We start from the raw sequence: 15,858 nt of genomic DNA, 5'->3' as shown, positions 1-15,858 counted from the left end.
CGCTACAGGGCCATGTTACCGATTCGTTTTTGCTTCTTGCGCTAAAATGTGGCGCAACTTCGTCACAAAGGTTTTCTGTGAAACGGTTTATCGCGTTTTTTACCCTGCTTTCGGCGACACTCCTCTTCGCCTTTCAAAGCAGTTTCCTGATGCCCGAAGAGGCGTTCAAGCCCAAGGCATCCCTGCTGGACAACCAGCATATTGCCATCGATATCGAACTGGGAGAGGGGATCTACGTCTATGCGGACAAACTTGATGCTTCCATCAAGGCACCTTCAACGGTCTCCATCTCCGAAATCAAAGTCAACAGCGTCGCCGAGGAGCACGACGGCGAGATGGTCCACCTGCACAAGGTCCCCGTCGAGATCATCCTGACCTCTTCACAGAAAACGGGCACGGTCCCCGTCACCGTCACGTTGGCGTTCCAGGGCTGTTCGGAGCGCGGGCTCTGCTACGAGCCGCAGAACAAAGAGTATACCTTCGACATCGATCTCTCCAGGCTGACACCCGTCGCCGCAGCGGTTCCGGTGCAGGAAGCAGCGGATACGGCCGGGCAGGAGAGCGAAACGGACCTGATCGTCGATACGCTCAAAGGCGGCAGCCTCTGGGCGATTCTGGCGCTTTTCTTCGGCTTCGGTCTGGCGCTGTCGCTCACCCCGTGTATCTTCCCGATGATCCCGATCCTCTCTTCCATCATTGTGTCACAGGGGGAGCATATCACGGCCAGACGCGGCTTCACGCTCTCGCTGGTCTACGTCCTGGCGATGGCGTTCGCCTACACGATCGCCGGGATCATGGCAGGACTTTTCGGCGAGAACCTGCAGGTGATCCTGCAGAACCCGTGGGCGATCGGCGCTTTTGCACTGATTTTTGTCGCGCTGGCATTTTCCATGTTCGGGTTTTACGAGATCGGGCTTCCGGCGACACTGCAGACGCGCCTGTCGCGCTTCTCCGACAAGGCAGGTGAAAAGGGCGGGTTTACCGGCGTCGCGGTGATGGGCTTTCTGAGCGCACTCATCGTCGGCCCCTGCGTGGCTCCCGGCCTGGCGGCGGCACTGATCTACATCGGCCAGACGGGCAATGCGGCGCTCGGCGGCGTGGCCCTCTTCGTCATGAGCCTCGGAATGGGGGTTCCCCTTCTGCTCATCGGTCTGGGTGCGGGCAGGTTCATGCCGAAACCGGGCGGCTGGATGAACATCGTCACGGAGGTGTTCGGCGCCGTGATGATGGGTATTGCCATCTGGATGGTGTCGCGGGTTATCCCGGACTGGATCACAATGATGCTCTGGGCGATCTACTTCATCGTCGCCGCCGTCTACCTCGGCGCTTTCGAACCGGTCCACGGCGGTGTGCGCCGCTCAATGCACTCGTTTATCAAAGCGATCGGTATCGTTTTCATGCTTTACGGGACGATCCTGCTCGTCGGCGCGCTTTCGGGCGGCACGTCGTTGACGCAGCCGCTCAAAGGGTTTGAAGTGAAAATGTGCACGGACGGTACCCCGGCTGCGGCATCGACGAAGGAGGTGGCCTTTCAGGTGATCCACTCCGAGGCGGAACTGGAGCAGATCCTGGCGGCGAACAGGGGAAAAAAGGTGATGCTGGACTTCTCGGCCGCATGGTGCACGGCCTGCGCGGAGTATGCGGAGATCACCTTCGCCGACCCTCGGGTCGTATCGGCGCTGGACGATTTCGTCCTGGTGCAGGCGGACGTGACGGATAACAGCGACCCCGAAAAGGCGCTTACAAAGCAGTTCGGACTCTTCGGACCTCCGGGCATCCTCTTCTTTGACGAAAGCGGAAAACTGATCGGGAACAAGACGCTCATCGGCTATAAGCCGCCCGAGGCGTTCCTCGAACACCTGCGTTCACTCTAGCCGTAATGCGGTCTAGAACTGCTCCCACAGCCATTCGGCGACGGCTTCTTTCTCTGCGTTCGTCAACCCTTTGACGGGCGTCATCACCCCGAACTTTTCTACCATCTCCGGCAGGCATAGGACATAATCCTCGTCCGGGTCGTCAATGTACTCCTTGATAAAGGCCTTGACGACTTTGCGCTGGATATCCTCATCTTCGTTATGGATATGGATCATCATCTTCAGGCGCATCGAGACCATGCGCATCGTCGGCGCTTTCATCTTCGCCTTCTGAATGCCGCGTTCGGGTTCGTTCAGCGGAAGCATGACCATATGGCAGGAGGCGCAGTGCTGTTCATAGATCTTATAACCGTCCGCGGCAAATAGCGATGCGCAGAGAAGAAGAGGTAGGATTATCGGTTTCATCGGCACTCCTTTATACGGGTGTTATTTTTGATTATGCCACCGTATTGTTAAGGGAGTGTGCGGCGTGTAAAATTAAAAAATATTATTCAGTATGCCAGCCGAATCGTGCCATGAGTGCTTCGAAAACCTCCCCGGGGGAGGCGTTGATACAGAGCGGTTCACCGGTGACGGGGTGGGGGAGTTCCAGCTTCGTCGAGGCCAGCAGCAGGCGGTGGCAGCCGAAATGTTCCCGAAAGAGGTTGTTGTGTTCGGTCCGACCGTATTTGGTATCGCCGACGATGGGGTGCAGCAGGTGCTTCATATGGCGGCGGAGCTGGTGTTTGCGCCCCGTTTCGGGCCGAAGCCGCACCAGAGAGTAGCGGGCGGTCCGGTAGCGCCCGACCGGGAGGGGAAGCTCGACGGTTGAGAGGCGCTCAAAAGCCGTGACCGCCTCCTGTGCTTCCTTGTCCGTGCGAGCCTTCGCATCGGTCATCTTGTCGAGCAGCTCTTTGAGCGGGTAGTCGATGCGGCCCGCTTCGTCAATGTAGCCGCGGACAACGGCGAGGTACTCCTTGCGGACGCTCCCCGCCTCGAAGATCGCGCCGACTTTTCGGGCCGTATCTGGGTCGAGGGCGAAGAGCAGCACGCCGGAAGTAGGTTTGTCGAGGCGGTGGACCGGGTAGACATACTGCCCGATCTGGTCCCGCACAAGCTGCAGCGCGAAGCGTGTCTCGTCCTTGTCGATCCAGGAACGGTGTACGAGCAGCCCGCTGGGCTTGTTTACGGCTACAAGCCACTCGTCGCGGTAGAGGATCTCGAGGGGTTCGTCCATGCTGCATCGCCTTTTTTGGATGCGATTATAGCGTCAAATGAGGCGCGGACCTCCCTGACGGCTTCGACCATGTTGGCCAGGCTCGGTTTGACCTCCTCCCATTTGCGGGTTTTAAGGCCGCAGTCGGGGTTGATCCAGAGCTGCTCCTGCGGCAGTACCTCCAGCAGGGCGTTGATCTGCTCGACCATCTCCGCCACCGGCGGGATGCGGGGGGAGTGGATGTCGTAGACGCCGGGACCCACCTCCTGCTTGTAGCCGACCTCTTTAAAGATGCGCAGCAGCGCGTTGCCGCTGCGGGCGGTCTCGATGGAGATGACGTCCGCGTCCATCGCCTCGATGGTGTGGATGATGTCGTTGAACTGGCTGTAGCACATGTGCGTATGGATCTGCGTCTCGCTGTGTGCGCAGGCAACGCTGCGGCGGAAGGCGTCGACGGCCCACGTCTCGTAGTCAACGATGTTTTCGCGGCGCAGCGGGTACCCCTCTTTGAAGGCGGCTTCATCCACCTGGATGATGCGGATACCGGCGTCCTGGAGATCGTCGACCTCGTCACCGATGGCCAGGGCGATCTGCGCGGCGACGTCGGCGCGGGGCAGGTCGTCGCGGACGAAGGACCAGTTGAGGATCGTGACGGGGCCGGTGAGCATGCCCTTGACGATCTTTGCCGTTTTGCTCTGCGCATAGGCCGTCCAGCCCACCGTCATCGGAAGCGGGCGGCTGACGTCGCCGTAGAGCAGCGGCGGCTTGACGCAGCGGCTGCCGTAGCTCTGGACCCAGCCGTTGGCGCTGAACGCAAACCCGGCAAGCTGTTCGCCGAAATATTCGACCATGTCGTTGCGTTCCGGTTCACCGTGTACGAGCACGTCCAGACCGATCGACTCCTGGAAGGCGATGCAGTCGTCGATATAGGCTTTGATGCCCGCTTCGTACGCCTTGGCATCGATGCCGCCGCGTTTGAAGTCGCGGCGCAGGGCGCGCAGCTCCGGCGTCTGGGGGAAGGAACCTATCGTTGTCGTTGGCAGCAGGGGGTAGGCCAGTGCTTCGCGCTGGGCCTTGATCCGCTCCGCATAGGGTTGCGCACGCTCCGTCGACGTCTGTGATGCGACGCGCTGCTGCACGGCGGCGTCGTGGATGCGCGGGGAGCATTGGCGTGTGTGGACGGCCTCCCGGCTGAGCTGCATCAGGCGCAGCTCCGCCTCGTCCAGTGCCTCACCGGCAAAGCGTTTGGCGACGACATTCAGTTCGGCCAGCTTCTCCTTCGCAAAGGCGAGCCACTGCTTTATTTCCGCATCGAGCTTCGTTTCCGCATCAAGAGTGTAGGGGACGTGCAGCAGCGAACAGGAAGTGGCGGGTACGATGAGGGTACGGGGAACCGTCTGCGCGATCGTCTCGAGCCTGTTGCCGACGGCATCGAGGTCGCTGCGCCAGACGTTCCGCCCGTCGATGACCCCGGCAATGAGCGTTTTACCGCTTTTTGCGATGGTGCAGAGCGCTTCCATGTTGCGCGGCCCGTGGACGAAGTCCAGGGCGATCCCGCTGATCGGCGTATGGGCCAGGACTTCGACGGCCTCGCAGGCGTGCTCGAAATAGGTCGCTACGATCAGTTCGATATGCGGCACGGTCTTGCCGATACGGTCGTAGGCACGTTTGAGCAGGCTCAGGGTTTTGGCATCCGGCCCCGTCACCAGGATCGGCTCGTCGATCTGGACGGTGATGTGCTCATCAAGGGTACTGACCGCCGTCAACACCGCTTCGTAGCATTCGACGACGGCATCGAAATGGGCGTAGCGGTCAAAATTTTTGTCGACGCTTTTGCCGAGCCCCAGGAAGGTGAGGGGGCCGATCAGGTTGATCTTCGGGGTGATCCCCGCGGCCTTCGCTTCGCGGTATTCGGAGATGATCTTCGCGGCGTTCGGCGCGAAGGTGTCTGCGGCAGCGAACTCGGGGACGATGTAGTGGTAGTTGGTGTTGAACCACTTGGTCATCTGCATTGCGGTGCGACGGCTGTCGCCTCTGGCCATCGTGAAGTAGCGGAGCGTCTCGTCTTTGATGTTGCGGAAACGGGCCGGGACCGCACCGAGCAGGATACAGGTATCGAGCATCGCGTCGTAATAGCTGAAATCGTTGCAGCTGATCGCGCCGATGCCGGCGTTATGCTGCTCCTGCCAGTGGCGGCGGCGCAGTTCCGTCGCGCACGTTTCCAGGGCGGCGAGGTCGCTGTCGCCGCTCCAGTAGCGCTCCAGGGCGAATTTCAGTTCGCGTTTCTCTCCGATGCGCGGGTAGCCGATAATGTAGTTTTTTGACATGGGTCTGTCCTTTGATATTTTTCTTTTTGGTCGGAATGATAGGATGGAAAAAATCAGAGGTGCGGCGGGTGAACCCCGGTACGGCGGAAGCTGTAGAAGCGGCAGTTGCAGTTACAGGCGGATTTTTTGCGGCAGGCGCGCAGGGTCAGGGAGGTTCGGCGTCGAAAGTAACAGTCGCAGTGGCAGGGTTTGTCGGTGGCGAAGCAGGCAAGGGCTTCGAGGGGCTCTTCCGGCGGGTCCTCGTCACTTTCGCGGTCGCGCTGCAGGGCGGTGGCATAGGTCTCAAGGCAGAGGTGCAGGGCATTCTGCGCGGGTGCTACGCTGTGCGCCTGGATAGAAGCGAGGGTAAAGTAGCGCTTGCCGAAACCTCTGGGTGCTCTCACAGACCTGTCCTGTTCTCAAATTGTTGCCGCATTATACAGCGATCAATCTTTGCGTACCGCGATGGCCTGCTTTTTCATACAGTATTTCTCGTGCGGTTCGTTCCAGAACTCTTTGTACTCGAGCACCGTGAAGCCCTCGCCGAAGAGCGATTTGAGCTCCTCTTTTTGGAGCAGGAAGTCCGGGTTCGAGTCGGGTTTCTCGTTGCCTTCGTCGGCCATGTAGGTCTCCACGACCATGATGCCGCCCGGTTTCAGTGCCGCTTGTGCACGCCCGATCAGGCCGCGGTCGAGAAAGTTCGTCTTCACGATCATGTCGTAAGTTCCGGCGTCGGGGACGAAGGTGTCGAGGTCCGCCTCGATCAGGTTGATGTGTTCGAGATCCGCTTTTTCACGCAGTGCCGCGAGGGCGACGGTCGAGATGTCCACGGCATCGACCGTAAAACCCCTGTCGGCCAGATAGAGGCTGTGGCGCCCGCCGCCGCAGGCGAGGTCGAGGGCCTTTATTCCCGGGGCTTCGGCGGCGTGTGCGCTGACCAGTTCGCTCGGCGGCCTGCGTTCGAGCAGCCCCTCCATTTCGGTGTACTTCTTATCCCATTTCTCTTTGTCTTTTTGCGCCACGGTTTCTCCTTGTCGTATGTCTCTGTTCCCCCGGTTATGCAGAAACGATGCGACCGATTATAGTCCCAAACGGCTGATGAAACGATGTCGGGCGTTTGTACGGAAACGCGGGAGCGGCAGCTTAATCAGCCCCTCAAGCCGCTTTGTCTATACTGGGTACCACTAAAGGAGCAGTATGGAACGGGTGAGAATCGGGGAGAATCATAAAACGAAGACGGTCTGGAAAACGATCCCGGGAACGGTACTGATCTACCTGCCGATCCTTGTTGCCATCCCCTTTGCCGCCTTGGCGGTGGTGCTGGTGCGCTGGCACCTCCGCATCATGGGGGCGGAGAACCTGAAGTCCTACCGGGATTTCGTCCCGGAGTGGGCCAGCCACCGCTATACGCGGCGGGACCAGATCATCTTTACCACCGATACGGCGTGGTGGCAGCTTGCCCGCTACCGGCTGTTCTGGCTCTTCAACTGCAAAGTCTACTGCCCTTTGAGCGTGGCACTGTTCAGCTACCTGGCCTACCTCGTCAAGGTGGTGGAGAACTGGTGGTGCCCCTTCGGACACGATAAAAAGCCCTTTTATAAAGACGCGGCCATCGACAGCTCCTTCTGGCATATCTATCCCGAGGAGAGAGCGAAACTCCACCCTGACGACCGGGAAAACCCCATCTGGAACGAAACGTCCCAGGAGCGTCAGTAACGTTTCCAGAAACTCCGTGTAAATAGCAGTACGACCGTATAGAACTCCAGCCTGCCGATGATCATGGCGGCCGAGAGCAGGAGTTTGTCACCGTCGGAATAGAAGTGGAAATTCTGCGACGGCCCGATAAGGGCGAATCCCGGCCCGATGTTGCTGACGCAGGCGACTGCGGTGCTGATGGAGGTCATGGGGTCGTAGCCGCGGACAAAGAGGTAGAAAGTGACCAGGACATTGGTCGCGATAAAGAGCAGGAGGAAACCGCTGACCCTGCCGACGACCTCGCTGCCGACGCGTTCGCGGTCGATGAAAATACCGACGACGGCGTTGGGCTGGAGGATCTGTTTTAGCTGGGTCCTGAGGTTTTTGAAGAGGACGACAAAGCGGATGGTCTTCATCCCCCCGGCCGTCGAACCGGCATTGCCGCCGAGCAGCATGGCGACCATCAGCAGCGCCACGGGCGCCGCACCCCAGAGTTCATAATCGAGGGTCGTGAACCCGGTAGTGGTCAGCAGCGAGGCGACGGTAAAGAAGGCGTGGGTCGCACTGTAGGCAAACCCGTCGCTGCCGTTAAGCAGATGCAGTGCGGTCAGTACTGCGGAGAAAAGCAGAAAGATTCCAAGGTACCACCGCACCTCTTCGCTGCGCCATCCGCTGAAATCGCCCCGCAGCGCTTTGAGGTGTACGAGGAAGTTGACCCCCGAGATGAGCATAAAAAGGGTAGTGGTCCAGAGGATGAAAGGCGCATCGTTCCAGTACCCCATCGAGAGGTTCCGGGTCGAAAAGCCGCCCGTGGCGATCGTGGAGAAGGCGTGGTTGAGTGCATCGAAAAAGCCCATGCCGCCTACCAGGAGCAGCAGGGTGTTCGCGGCCGTAAACAGGAAGTAGATCCCCCAGAGCCACAGGGCGGTGTCTTTGATCTTCGGCGTCGCTTTTTCCAGCTGTATCCCGGTGGACTCCGCCCGGAACATCGTGAGCGATCCCGTGGGGTTGATCAGCGAGAAAAGCCCCACGCCCAGCACGATGATCCCCATCCCGCCGAGCCAGTGCATCAGGCTGCGCAGCATCAGGATGCTTTTGGGAAGCTCCTCTATCTGCGTGTAGATCGTCGCCCCCGTCGTCGTGAAGCCGCTGATGGCTTCGAAAAAGGCGCCGCTCGGGGAGACATCCGTGTAGAGATAGAGCGGAATGGCGCCGCCGATGCCCAGCAGCAGCCAGATGAGATTGACCGAGAAGATGGCCCCCTTGACCGTCATCTGCATCCGGCGGCGGGCCAGGGCAGAGAAGAGGACGGCATTGAAGAGTAAAAAGAACAGGTCGAAGAGGATAAACGGCTTCATATCCTCGCCGTACCAGAGCCCCGTTGCGATCGGGATCAGGAAAAAGAGCGCAAGCCCGGTGCCGACAGTGCTGATGAATTTGGCACTGTTGATCAGAGTGTGTATATCCACCGCTTCATCGCCTCCTCATTTTCGGCATCAAGAAAGACGAACAGAACGTCATCCTCGTGCAGTTGCAATTTTGCGACCCACGGCAGGAGAAGGTTGTCCCTGAGCAGAAAACTTCTGCTGCGTTTCGTGTCCGGCGGGGGGAGCATATTCTCCAGCAGCGGCGAGTCGGAGAAGATCTTGCGCGAGTAGATGATCCCCCTGCCGCCGCAGTAGTGGCGCTCGGAGATGATGGAACTCGACCCGATCGCCTCGAGGATGGCGTAGTAGGCGCTGGATTTCGGGCCGCGCATCGGGATGATGCCGAGCGAGTGCATCAGGCCGTAGCGCTCAATGTCGTTGTTGATGGCGACCGTACGCGGGATGCCGTGCTCTTTGGCCTCGAGGCAGCGGATGATGTTCTCCTCGTCCTCTTCGCTCGTAAAGATGGCCATATCGGCGCGGCCGGCGTGTTCATTGTCAAAAAGGGTGTGTTCGATGTAGTGGCTGTTGATCACCACTGCGTTCTCCTGCAGCAGTTCGGAAGCGCGTTCGCATTTCTCGAGATGCTTGTCGATGATCTTGAGCTTGACCCCCCGCGGGATCAGCGCTTTGGCGATCTCCAGCCCCAGCAGTCCCGCATCGAAGATGGCCACACGGCTGATGCGGTCGGGGACGGCGGGGTTGAGCCGGGCGCAGTAGCTACGGATGGTGTCAGGGTCCCCGAAGAAGTAGACGAGGTCGCCCCGGTAGAGCACACTCTCCCCGTCAGGCAGGGTGAAGCGCTTGGCGCGTTCCAGGCCGACGACGACGCAGGTCTCATGGACGAACTCCGCGACGGGAATGCCAGCCTCCGGTGCGCTTTCGACGTAGACGGAGACCATCTGGAAGGGCGAATAGATAAAGGATTTGACGTTATTCGCCTGCGGGTAGTCGAGCAGGGCGCTGATGGAGCGCGCCGCGGAGGAGAAGGGGAAGACGGCACTGCTGATCCCGAGTTTACCGGCAATGGTACTGTCGGCGAAGTAGGGGTTTTTGAGGCGGATGATCTTTGTGTCGGCGTCGATGAAATCCCCGGCAATGAGGGTGGAGAGAATATTGGCCTCGTCGCTGTCGGTCACCGCGATAAAAATGTCGAACCGGCGCTGTTTCAGCGGCAGGTAGGTGTCGGGGTTCTCGATATTGCCCGCGATGGTGAAGACGTCGATGCTCTCCTGGAGCTGCTGCAGTGCTGCGGCCCGCTGGTCGATAATGGTGACGTTGTGGCGGTGCGAAAGGGTGCTGGCGAGGCGGTACCCGACCCGTCCGGCACCGGCGATGATGATGTTCACGGTCTGTCCTTGGGGTGTTTTTTGTTCAGATAGGCCGCGTAAACAAGCAAAAGAAGTGCGGCGGCTGAAAGCACGGCAAAGCCGGGAAGGATGATCGTTTCAAAGAGGGCGGCGGCATCGGGGTTCTGCATCGATTGGGCCTAATCGTCGCCGCGCTGTTTTTCCAGGTACCAGGCGAAGGCGACAAGGCAGATGATAACCCCGGCCCAGACCATAAAGCCCGGAAGGGCGGCGGTGTTGAGATGGCCGGCACTGTCCGGCGGAAGGTTTGCAGGTCCCACGGTTGACTCCTCAGGGCTTCTCTTCAGACCATTATAGCCGGATACTAGCGGTGGTTCTCTACGGTCGGCGGGACGACAACGCTGTCGGCCTGCATGGAGAGGGCTTCCGGGTGGGCCCTGTAATGGGTGCGTACCGCTGCGGCAAGGCGCGCTTTGACCGGTTCGTCGACCATGACGATCTCCTCGTCGGGAAGGGCGTCGATGAGCCCCTGAAGGAGTTTGTCCTGCGGGGCGGTCATCTTCGGCAGCCAGCTCTGCAGCAGGGTCCTGTCGACGAACTCGGGGATGGAGCCCATGATGCCGACGTCGTTCTGGTCATGGATCAGCAGGCCCGAGGTCGTGCCGCGGTCGAGGGTGAGAACCTGGAAGAAGTAGAGCGTGTGGTAGGCGAGCTGTTCGGCGACATCCTCTTCGCTCACCTCAGTCCGCTTGGCAAGGGCGTCGGCGATGATGGAAACGTAGACGTCGATCACCTGCTCGGCAAAATACTTTGCAAAGCCGTAGTCGGTGCCGAAATCGCCGCTGTTGTAGTGCTCCAGGTAGAAGTGCGCGACGCCGCGGTGACGCTCCAGGGCGGGGATACGGAAGTAGCGGTCTCCCTGCTCCGCGCCTTTATCGAAAAGGTCGGGAGTGATGAAATTGAGATGCTCGATAAAGCGGTGCTGATCTTCTTCGTAGAAGATGGAGGGGTTCAGGTCCGCCATGATGCGCCAGTAGCCCGTCCCGTCTTTCATGCGGGTATAGCTGATGTGCATATGGATGGAAGGCACATGGGGGTTGCGCGGGTGGATGATGGTCGAGATGGCGCTGGCGGCGTCGAGCTTCTTCTCGGACATATCTTCGTAGTGCACCTGGGAGACGTTGACGGAGGCGCGGTTGAAGAGGCGTTCGTCGCGCCCTTCGTACCGCATGCCGCCGCCGTGGCGGCCCTCGTCGCGGAACCACTCTACGGCTTCAAAGGGAACGTTCGCACCGAAGATCTGGCTGAGGCCGTTAAGACGGTTGACAAAGTAGAGCTGTAGGTTCTCCATCAGGGCGATCGCCGCCTCCGACTCCGCCGTTTTCGAGTAGATACGTTCCATGACTTATGCCTCCTTGAGCGCTTTTTTGATCAGTCCCGTCGAGGCGAAGAAAAGAAGCTCGAAGAGGGGATTGATGCGTGCCGTCTTCGCGTCGGGGGCGTCGACGGCCTTGAAAGTGAAAGCCTCTCCTTCTTTGGGCGTGATAGTGAAGGTAACGGGGAAGAGGGTCCGGATGGCGTTCTGCTCTTTTTTCGAGCCCTTTTCCAGGATGTTTTCCATTGTGTCGTGCTTCTTGATCATCTGCGCGACGGTGACGATCTTGTCGGCGAAGAGGACCTTGTCCCAGCTGACCTTGCCCTGCTCGAAGTGAAACGATGCCGTCTTGTTCTGCAGCGGCGACGGTTTCATTCCGAGGATCGTCTCGGCCAGGCCGAGCAGGCGCCCGGTACCTCCCAGGGCTTCGGCGCAGGCGTTCAGGTTTTCGCGGATCGCGGAAAGGGTTTCGGTGTCGTAGGTGTTGAATTGCAGCATGTTTTTCTCCTCAGGCGCAGCGGTGTGCGGCGATAAAACCGGTAAAACGTTTGGCCTGCGGGTTGTCGACGGCTTCGGTCATTTCGGCGGCAGCGAGGGGATCGAACTGCTTGTGCAGCTGCCGGAAGCAGCGGCGCACGCTTTCGATATCTTCGCGGTCCTCAAAGCGGCGCCGCATCCCGATCAGGTTCAGGCCGCGGACGGTAGCGGGGTTGCCCTCTACGAGGCAGAAGGGCGGGACGTCGTACCGGAGGTTCGACGCACCCCCGACCATGACGCCCGTGCCGATGGTACAGCCCGCCGATACGGTGCTGAGCCCGCCGACGATGACGCGCTCCTCGCAGCGGCTCTTCTCCTGCATCGTCACGGCGTTGGTCAGGATACAGTTGGCCCCGAGGGAGACCCCGGGGAAGAGCTGGACGTAGGCCATGATGAAGTTCTCTTCACCGATGATGACAGCGTCGGCCGTGTCGTTCTGTGTCGCGATCTGGCAGAATTCACGGACAAAGGTACCGCGCCCCAGCGTCACGGGGGCGAGGCCGTTGCCGAGCTTGACAAAGGAGAAGAGGCGTACGCCCTCGTTGAGGGTGACGGGCCCTTCAAGTACGACGTGCGCTTCGAGCCGCACGCCCGCACCGATGACGCATTCGTCGCCGATATGGCAGAAAGGCCCGATCTGGGCGTCCGGGGCGATCTGGGCACCCGGAGCAATGACGGCGGTAGGATGGATCATGCTTCGGTCGCCACCTGCAGGGTAATGATGCTGTCCTCGATCGTGGCCAGCGATCCGCGCTCGCCCGTTTCAAGGTAGGTCACGAAGGCCTCGACCTCTTTAAGGAGCGGTTCGTCTTTTTTGATGTGGCAGCCGCGCACGACGTAGGAGTTGTTGACGTGGAAGTTCGAATACTCGGTGAGGTTCTGCGTGATCAGGTCCGCTTCGAAATAGGCGTCCTTGCAGGCGACCTCGATGGTGCGTTTTTTGAACGGCGTGAGCCAGTTGGTGAGGATCTCGGCGACAATGGCGTCTTCGAGCTCGAAGCTCAGTACCGCGTTGTCCTCGTGGTGGTTGTGAATCTTGCGGGACTTGAAAATGTTCTTCTCGAGAATGTTGCGGTGGGTGATGAAGCGCATCAGGTCGATGTCGTGCACCGAAAGGTCGGTGAGGACACCGACGTCGGCGATGCGCGGCGGGAAGGGGCCGACGCGGGTGATGGACATCGTATAGATCTCCTTGCCCTCGAGCTCCTCTTTGAGCGCCTGGACGACGGGGTTGAAACGTTCGACGTGGCCGACACAGCTTTTCAGCCCCGCCTCCTGGACCGCTTTGGCGATCAGTTTCGCATCCTCGATGGTCGATGCCGCCGGTTTCTCGATAAAGACATGTACACCACGCTCGATACACTTGAGGGCGACTTCCTTGTGCAGGAAGGTCGGCACGACGATGATGGCGGCGTCGGGCTTGGCAGTGTCGAGCATCTCGTCGACGTCGGTGAAGAAGGGTTCGGCGAAGTCGCCGTTTTTCACGACGTCGCAGAGGGCCACGATCTCGACTTTCTCTCCCAGGGCGTGGAGGATGCGGTAGTGGTTGCGGCCCATGGAACCCAGGCCGATCAGGGCGATCTTGATCATGCGTTTTCCTCCAGGGCCTTCACGATGAAGTCCTGCTGCGCTTCGGTGAGGTAGGGGCTCATCGGCAGGGACATGATCTCTTCGCTGACGCGCTCGGAGACGGGGAAGTCACCGGCGTTGTGGCCCAGGGAGGCGAAGGCTTCCTGCAGGTGCAGCGGCATCGGGTAGTGGACCGCCGTCGGGATACCTTGGGCATTCAGAGCCGCGGCGACGGCTTCGCGGTTCTTGACGCGCACGGAGTACTGCGCGTAGACGCTGGTACGGTCTGCCATGACAGCAGGGGTGACGACGTTCGCATTGGCCAGTTTTTCGCTGTAGGCCGCACCGATGCGCATCCGCGCTTCGACTTCGCCGTCGAAGTGGCCGAGCTTGACGTTGAGTACCGCCGCCTGGACGGCGTCGAGACGGCCGTTGATGCCGATGTACTTGTGCTTGTAACGCTCGTTCTGGCCGTGGTTGAGCAGCATGCGGATCTTCTCAGCCAGGGCATCGTCGTTTGTGAAGACGGCGCCGCCGTCCCCGTAGGCGCCCAGCGGTTTGGACGGGAAGAAGGAGGTACAGCCGATCGTGGAGAGGTTGCAGGACTTTTTGCCCTTGTACTCGGCCCCGAAGCTCTGGCAGGCGTCCTCGATAACGGGGAGGCCGTGTTTGGCGGCGATGGCGTTAACGGCGTCCATGTCGGCGCACTGGCCGTAGAGCGAAACGGGGATGATCGCCTTGGTGCGTTCGGTGATGGCGTCTTCGATCAGGGCGGCGTCGATGTTGTAGGTCGTTTCGTCGATGTCGACGAAGACGGCTTTGGCGCCGAGGAAGGCGATGACTTCGGCCGTGGCAATGAAGGTGAACGGGGTGGTGATGACCTCGTCCCCGGCCTTGATGTCAAGGGCCATCAGCGCCAGCAGCAGGGCGTCCGTGCCGCTGCTGCAGCCGATGGCGTGCGCCGCGCCGGTGTAGGCGGCCAGGTCGCTCTCAAGCTTCTGCAGTTTCGGGCCGCCGATGAACTGGGCCGATGCCATGACCTCGCCGACTTCGCGGTCGATCTCCTCTTTGTATGCCTGATACTGCGCCTGCAGATCGATAAAATTGATTTTCATTCCTGTTCACCTTCGATAAGATGTGCCACACGTGCGCTGCTGCCGTGCTCAAGGTACGCCCGGAGCGCTTTGGAGTCTTCGAGGAACGCCTGCCGGTCAAGGGCCTGCATCGCGTCCAAAAGCGCCTCCGCCGTCACGTCGTTCTGGATCAGTTCCGGGTGCAGCGGCCGCCCCTTGAAGCGGGAGAACATGATGTTCGCCAGGCCGATGTAGTCGAGTTTGACCAAACTTTTTGCGATCAGGTAGTCCAGCGGTTTCGCCACGTAGGCGAGGACGAACGGGGTACCGATCAGTGAAGCCTCCAGGGTCGCGGTGCCGCTGCAGATAAAGGCGAAATCGCTCTCGTAGAGGGCCGCATGCGCATCGTGTGCCACAATAAACGGTGATAGGTTACCGTAAAGATCATTCAGCTCTTCTTTCGCAAAATGCTTCGGCACGACGAGCACCGCTTCGGCATCGAGACGGGAGCGCAGTTCCCGGAAAAGCGGCATCAGGCGCCGGATCTCGCTTTTGCGGCTGCCGGGCATGAACACGACCCGTTTGACCGTCGGCGCGCTGCCGGTTTTGAAGTGTGCGATCTCGTCGAGCAGCGGGTGGCCGACGTACTCGATGGGGGCGCCGGGGCTGTAGTAATCCTTCTCGAACGGCAGGATGGAGGCGAGCCGGTCGATCGTGCGTTCCAGTACGGGAATGCGTTTGCGCTTCCACGCCCAGGCCTGGGGGAGGATATAGTAGATGATCTCCTTCTCCGGGTAGCGCTTCTTGATCTTCTTGGCCAGGGGGAGGTTGAAGCCGGAGGAGTCCATCAGCAGTACCTTGTCGGCCCCGGCGGCGAGCTCGACCATCTCGTCGGCGAGCTTGAAGAAATAGCGCAGCTTCTTGAGCGCATCGACGAAACCCATGATGGCCAGGGAACGGAGGTCGACGACGGGCTCGCCCAGGGAACTGTCGAAGATGCCGATCAGCTCGACGTCGTCGCTCAGTTCGGCTTTGAGGGCTTTCAGGTGGACATTGGCCGAGTGTTCGAGGGCGGAAACGAGCAGCTTCATGATCCGCCGTCCCCCCACTGCTGGAAGGCCGGGTCGTAGCGATCCGTCTGGGCGTCGTGGAAGTCGTGCAGGAAGGTGGTGATGGCATCGATGTCCGCGTCGCTGAGCGCCGACGCAAAGCCGATCATCATCTCCTGCATCGGGGTGTCGGCAATCCCTTTGCGGAAGGTCTGGAGCTTATAGGCGAGGAACCCCTTCGCCCGGTTGGCGAGGGAGGGGTAGTTGCCGGTTCCCTCCGCGCGGGAGCCGTGGCAGTTGTTGCAGCCGTTCTGAAAGTAGAGGGTTTTCCCCCGTTCATAGCTCTCATCGCTCTTGTTCGCCGCGAATGCAGCGGCCGCGAGAAGAATCAAAAGAAAAAAACGCACTCTAACCCCTGCCTTATTGGTTTTGCAATACAATGTCGACA

The 15,858-nt window shown here is 60.1% G+C and carries 18 protein-coding genes; 2 read left to right on the top strand and 16 right to left on the bottom strand.

Annotation, left to right across the window (positions count from 1 at the left end):
- Positions 1-77: 77 nt before the first annotated feature.
- Positions 78-1,874: a protein-disulfide reductase DsbD gene (gene dsbD, locus WCX49_RS07275; RefSeq protein WP_345984435.1), complete on the top strand. Its 1,797-nt coding sequence runs from the start codon at positions 78-80 to the stop codon at positions 1,872-1,874.
- Positions 1,875-1,886: 12 nt separating this feature from the next.
- Here dsbD and WCX49_RS07270 read toward each other — a convergent pair whose 3' ends face one another.
- From WCX49_RS07270 to WCX49_RS07250, 5 genes are all read right to left on the bottom strand, one after another.
- Positions 1,887-2,279, bottom strand: a complete 393-nt coding sequence (locus WCX49_RS07270) for a hypothetical protein (RefSeq protein WP_345984434.1) — start codon at positions 2,277-2,279, stop codon at positions 1,887-1,889.
- An 82-nt stretch (positions 2,280-2,361) separates the two neighbouring features.
- On the bottom strand, positions 2,362-3,090 hold the full coding sequence (gene truC / locus WCX49_RS07265; protein WP_345984433.1) for a tRNA pseudouridine(65) synthase TruC: 729 nt from the start codon (positions 3,088-3,090) through the stop codon (positions 2,362-2,364).
- The gene (gene metE / locus WCX49_RS07260; protein ID WP_345984432.1) at positions 3,045-5,396 is read right to left on the bottom strand and encodes a 5-methyltetrahydropteroyltriglutamate--homocysteine S-methyltransferase; all 2,352 of its coding nucleotides are present in this window, start codon (positions 5,394-5,396) and stop codon (positions 3,045-3,047) included. The genes truC and metE overlap by 46 nt, the downstream gene beginning before the upstream one ends.
- A 53-nt stretch (positions 5,397-5,449) precedes the next feature.
- Entirely contained in the window at positions 5,450-5,779 is a 330-nt protein-coding gene (locus tag WCX49_RS07255; protein ID WP_345984431.1) for a hypothetical protein, read from the bottom strand.
- A gap of 42 nt (positions 5,780-5,821) precedes the next feature.
- Complete coding sequence (locus tag WCX49_RS07250; protein ID WP_345984430.1) at positions 5,822-6,397, bottom strand: methyltransferase domain-containing protein; 576 nt, start codon at positions 6,395-6,397, stop codon at positions 5,822-5,824.
- A gap of 175 nt (positions 6,398-6,572) precedes the next feature.
- Between WCX49_RS07250 and WCX49_RS07245 the strand changes: the two genes are divergently transcribed.
- Entirely contained in the window at positions 6,573-7,091 is a 519-nt protein-coding gene (locus tag WCX49_RS07245) for a hypothetical protein (protein WP_345984429.1), read from the top strand.
- Here WCX49_RS07245 and WCX49_RS07240 read toward each other — a convergent pair.
- The 11 genes from WCX49_RS07240 to WCX49_RS07190 are packed head-to-tail and all read right to left on the bottom strand — an operon-like array spanning position 7,085 to position 15,817.
- The gene (locus WCX49_RS07240) at positions 7,085-8,539 is read right to left on the bottom strand and encodes a TrkH family potassium uptake protein (protein ID WP_345984428.1); all 1,455 of its coding nucleotides are present in this window, start codon (positions 8,537-8,539) and stop codon (positions 7,085-7,087) included. The two genes, WCX49_RS07245 and WCX49_RS07240, sit on opposite strands and share 7 nt — an antisense overlap.
- Positions 8,521-9,846 carry an NAD-binding protein gene (locus tag WCX49_RS07235; RefSeq protein WP_345984427.1) on the bottom strand — a complete coding sequence of 442 codons (1,326 nt, stop codon included), beginning with the start codon at positions 9,844-9,846 and terminating at the stop codon, positions 8,521-8,523. The genes WCX49_RS07240 and WCX49_RS07235 overlap by 19 nt, the downstream gene beginning before the upstream one ends.
- Positions 9,843-9,977 carry a hypothetical protein gene (locus WCX49_RS07230; protein ID WP_345984426.1) on the bottom strand — a complete coding sequence of 45 codons (135 nt, stop codon included), beginning with the start codon at positions 9,975-9,977 and terminating at the stop codon, positions 9,843-9,845. The genes WCX49_RS07235 and WCX49_RS07230 overlap by 4 nt, the downstream gene beginning before the upstream one ends.
- Before the next feature lie 9 nt (positions 9,978-9,986).
- Positions 9,987-10,127: a hypothetical protein gene (locus WCX49_RS07225; protein WP_345984425.1), complete on the bottom strand. Its 141-nt coding sequence runs from the start codon at positions 10,125-10,127 to the stop codon at positions 9,987-9,989.
- Positions 10,128-10,171: 44 nt separating this feature from the next.
- Complete coding sequence (locus WCX49_RS07220; protein ID WP_345984424.1) at positions 10,172-11,209, bottom strand: coproporphyrinogen III oxidase; 1,038 nt, start codon at positions 11,207-11,209, stop codon at positions 10,172-10,174.
- Between the two features lie 3 nt (positions 11,210-11,212).
- Complete coding sequence (locus WCX49_RS07215; RefSeq protein ID WP_345984423.1) at positions 11,213-11,680, bottom strand: hypothetical protein; 468 nt, start codon at positions 11,678-11,680, stop codon at positions 11,213-11,215.
- 10 nt (positions 11,681-11,690) lie between these two features.
- Positions 11,691-12,413 carry an acyl-ACP--UDP-N- acetylglucosamine O-acyltransferase gene (locus tag WCX49_RS07210; protein ID WP_345984422.1) on the bottom strand — a complete coding sequence of 241 codons (723 nt, stop codon included), beginning with the start codon at positions 12,411-12,413 and terminating at the stop codon, positions 11,691-11,693.
- Positions 12,410-13,309, bottom strand: coding sequence for a Gfo/Idh/MocA family oxidoreductase (locus WCX49_RS07205; RefSeq protein ID WP_345984421.1), 900 nt, complete (start codon positions 13,307-13,309; stop codon positions 12,410-12,412). The genes WCX49_RS07210 and WCX49_RS07205 overlap by 4 nt, the downstream gene beginning before the upstream one ends.
- Entirely contained in the window at positions 13,306-14,403 is a 1,098-nt protein-coding gene (locus tag WCX49_RS07200) for a DegT/DnrJ/EryC1/StrS family aminotransferase (RefSeq protein ID WP_345984420.1), read from the bottom strand. The genes WCX49_RS07205 and WCX49_RS07200 overlap by 4 nt, the downstream gene beginning before the upstream one ends.
- Positions 14,400-15,452, bottom strand: coding sequence for a lipid-A-disaccharide synthase (gene lpxB / locus WCX49_RS07195; RefSeq protein WP_345984419.1), 1,053 nt, complete (start codon positions 15,450-15,452; stop codon positions 14,400-14,402). The genes WCX49_RS07200 and lpxB overlap by 4 nt, the downstream gene beginning before the upstream one ends.
- The gene (locus WCX49_RS07190; protein ID WP_345984418.1) at positions 15,449-15,817 is read right to left on the bottom strand and encodes a cytochrome c; all 369 of its coding nucleotides are present in this window, start codon (positions 15,815-15,817) and stop codon (positions 15,449-15,451) included. Before WCX49_RS07190 ends, lpxB begins: the two co-directional genes overlap by 4 nt.
- Positions 15,818-15,858: the final 41 nt, after the last annotated feature.

Origin of the sequence: Sulfurimonas sp. HSL-1656 (genome assembly GCF_039645585.1) — a bacterium.
Lineage (GTDB): Bacteria > Campylobacterota > Campylobacteria > Campylobacterales > Sulfurimonadaceae > Thiomicrolovo > Thiomicrolovo subterrani.
This window is presented reverse-complemented; position numbering and strand designations above follow the sequence as displayed.

What these genes read in the sequence shown, in the direction of transcription:
- WCX49_RS07270 (WP_345984434.1), bottom strand. Translation starts at nt 2,279, where the DNA reads ATGAAACCGATAATCCTACCTCTTCTTCTCTGCGCATCGCTATTTGCC.
- truC (WP_345984433.1), bottom strand. Translation starts at nt 3,090, where the DNA reads ATGGACGAACCCCTCGAGATCCTCTACCGCGACGAGTGGCTTGTAGCC.
- metE (WP_345984432.1), bottom strand. Translation starts at nt 5,396, where the DNA reads ATGTCAAAAAACTACATTATCGGCTACCCGCGCATCGGAGAGAAACGC.
- WCX49_RS07245 (WP_345984429.1), top strand. Translation starts at nt 6,573, where the DNA reads ATGGAACGGGTGAGAATCGGGGAGAATCATAAAACGAAGACGGTCTGG.
- WCX49_RS07230 (WP_345984426.1), bottom strand. Translation starts at nt 9,977, where the DNA reads ATGCAGAACCCCGATGCCGCCGCCCTCTTTGAAACGATCATCCTTCCC.
- WCX49_RS07220 (WP_345984424.1), bottom strand. Translation starts at nt 11,209, where the DNA reads ATGGAACGTATCTACTCGAAAACGGCGGAGTCGGAGGCGGCGATCGCC.
- WCX49_RS07215 (WP_345984423.1), bottom strand. Translation starts at nt 11,680, where the DNA reads ATGCTGCAATTCAACACCTACGACACCGAAACCCTTTCCGCGATCCGC.
- WCX49_RS07210 (WP_345984422.1), bottom strand. Translation starts at nt 12,413, where the DNA reads ATGATCCATCCTACCGCCGTCATTGCTCCGGGTGCCCAGATCGCCCCG.
- WCX49_RS07205 (WP_345984421.1), bottom strand. Translation starts at nt 13,309, where the DNA reads ATGATCAAGATCGCCCTGATCGGCCTGGGTTCCATGGGCCGCAACCAC.
- WCX49_RS07200 (WP_345984420.1), bottom strand. Translation starts at nt 14,403, where the DNA reads ATGAAAATCAATTTTATCGATCTGCAGGCGCAGTATCAGGCATACAAA.
- lpxB (WP_345984419.1), bottom strand. Translation starts at nt 15,452, where the DNA reads ATGAAGCTGCTCGTTTCCGCCCTCGAACACTCGGCCAATGTCCACCTG.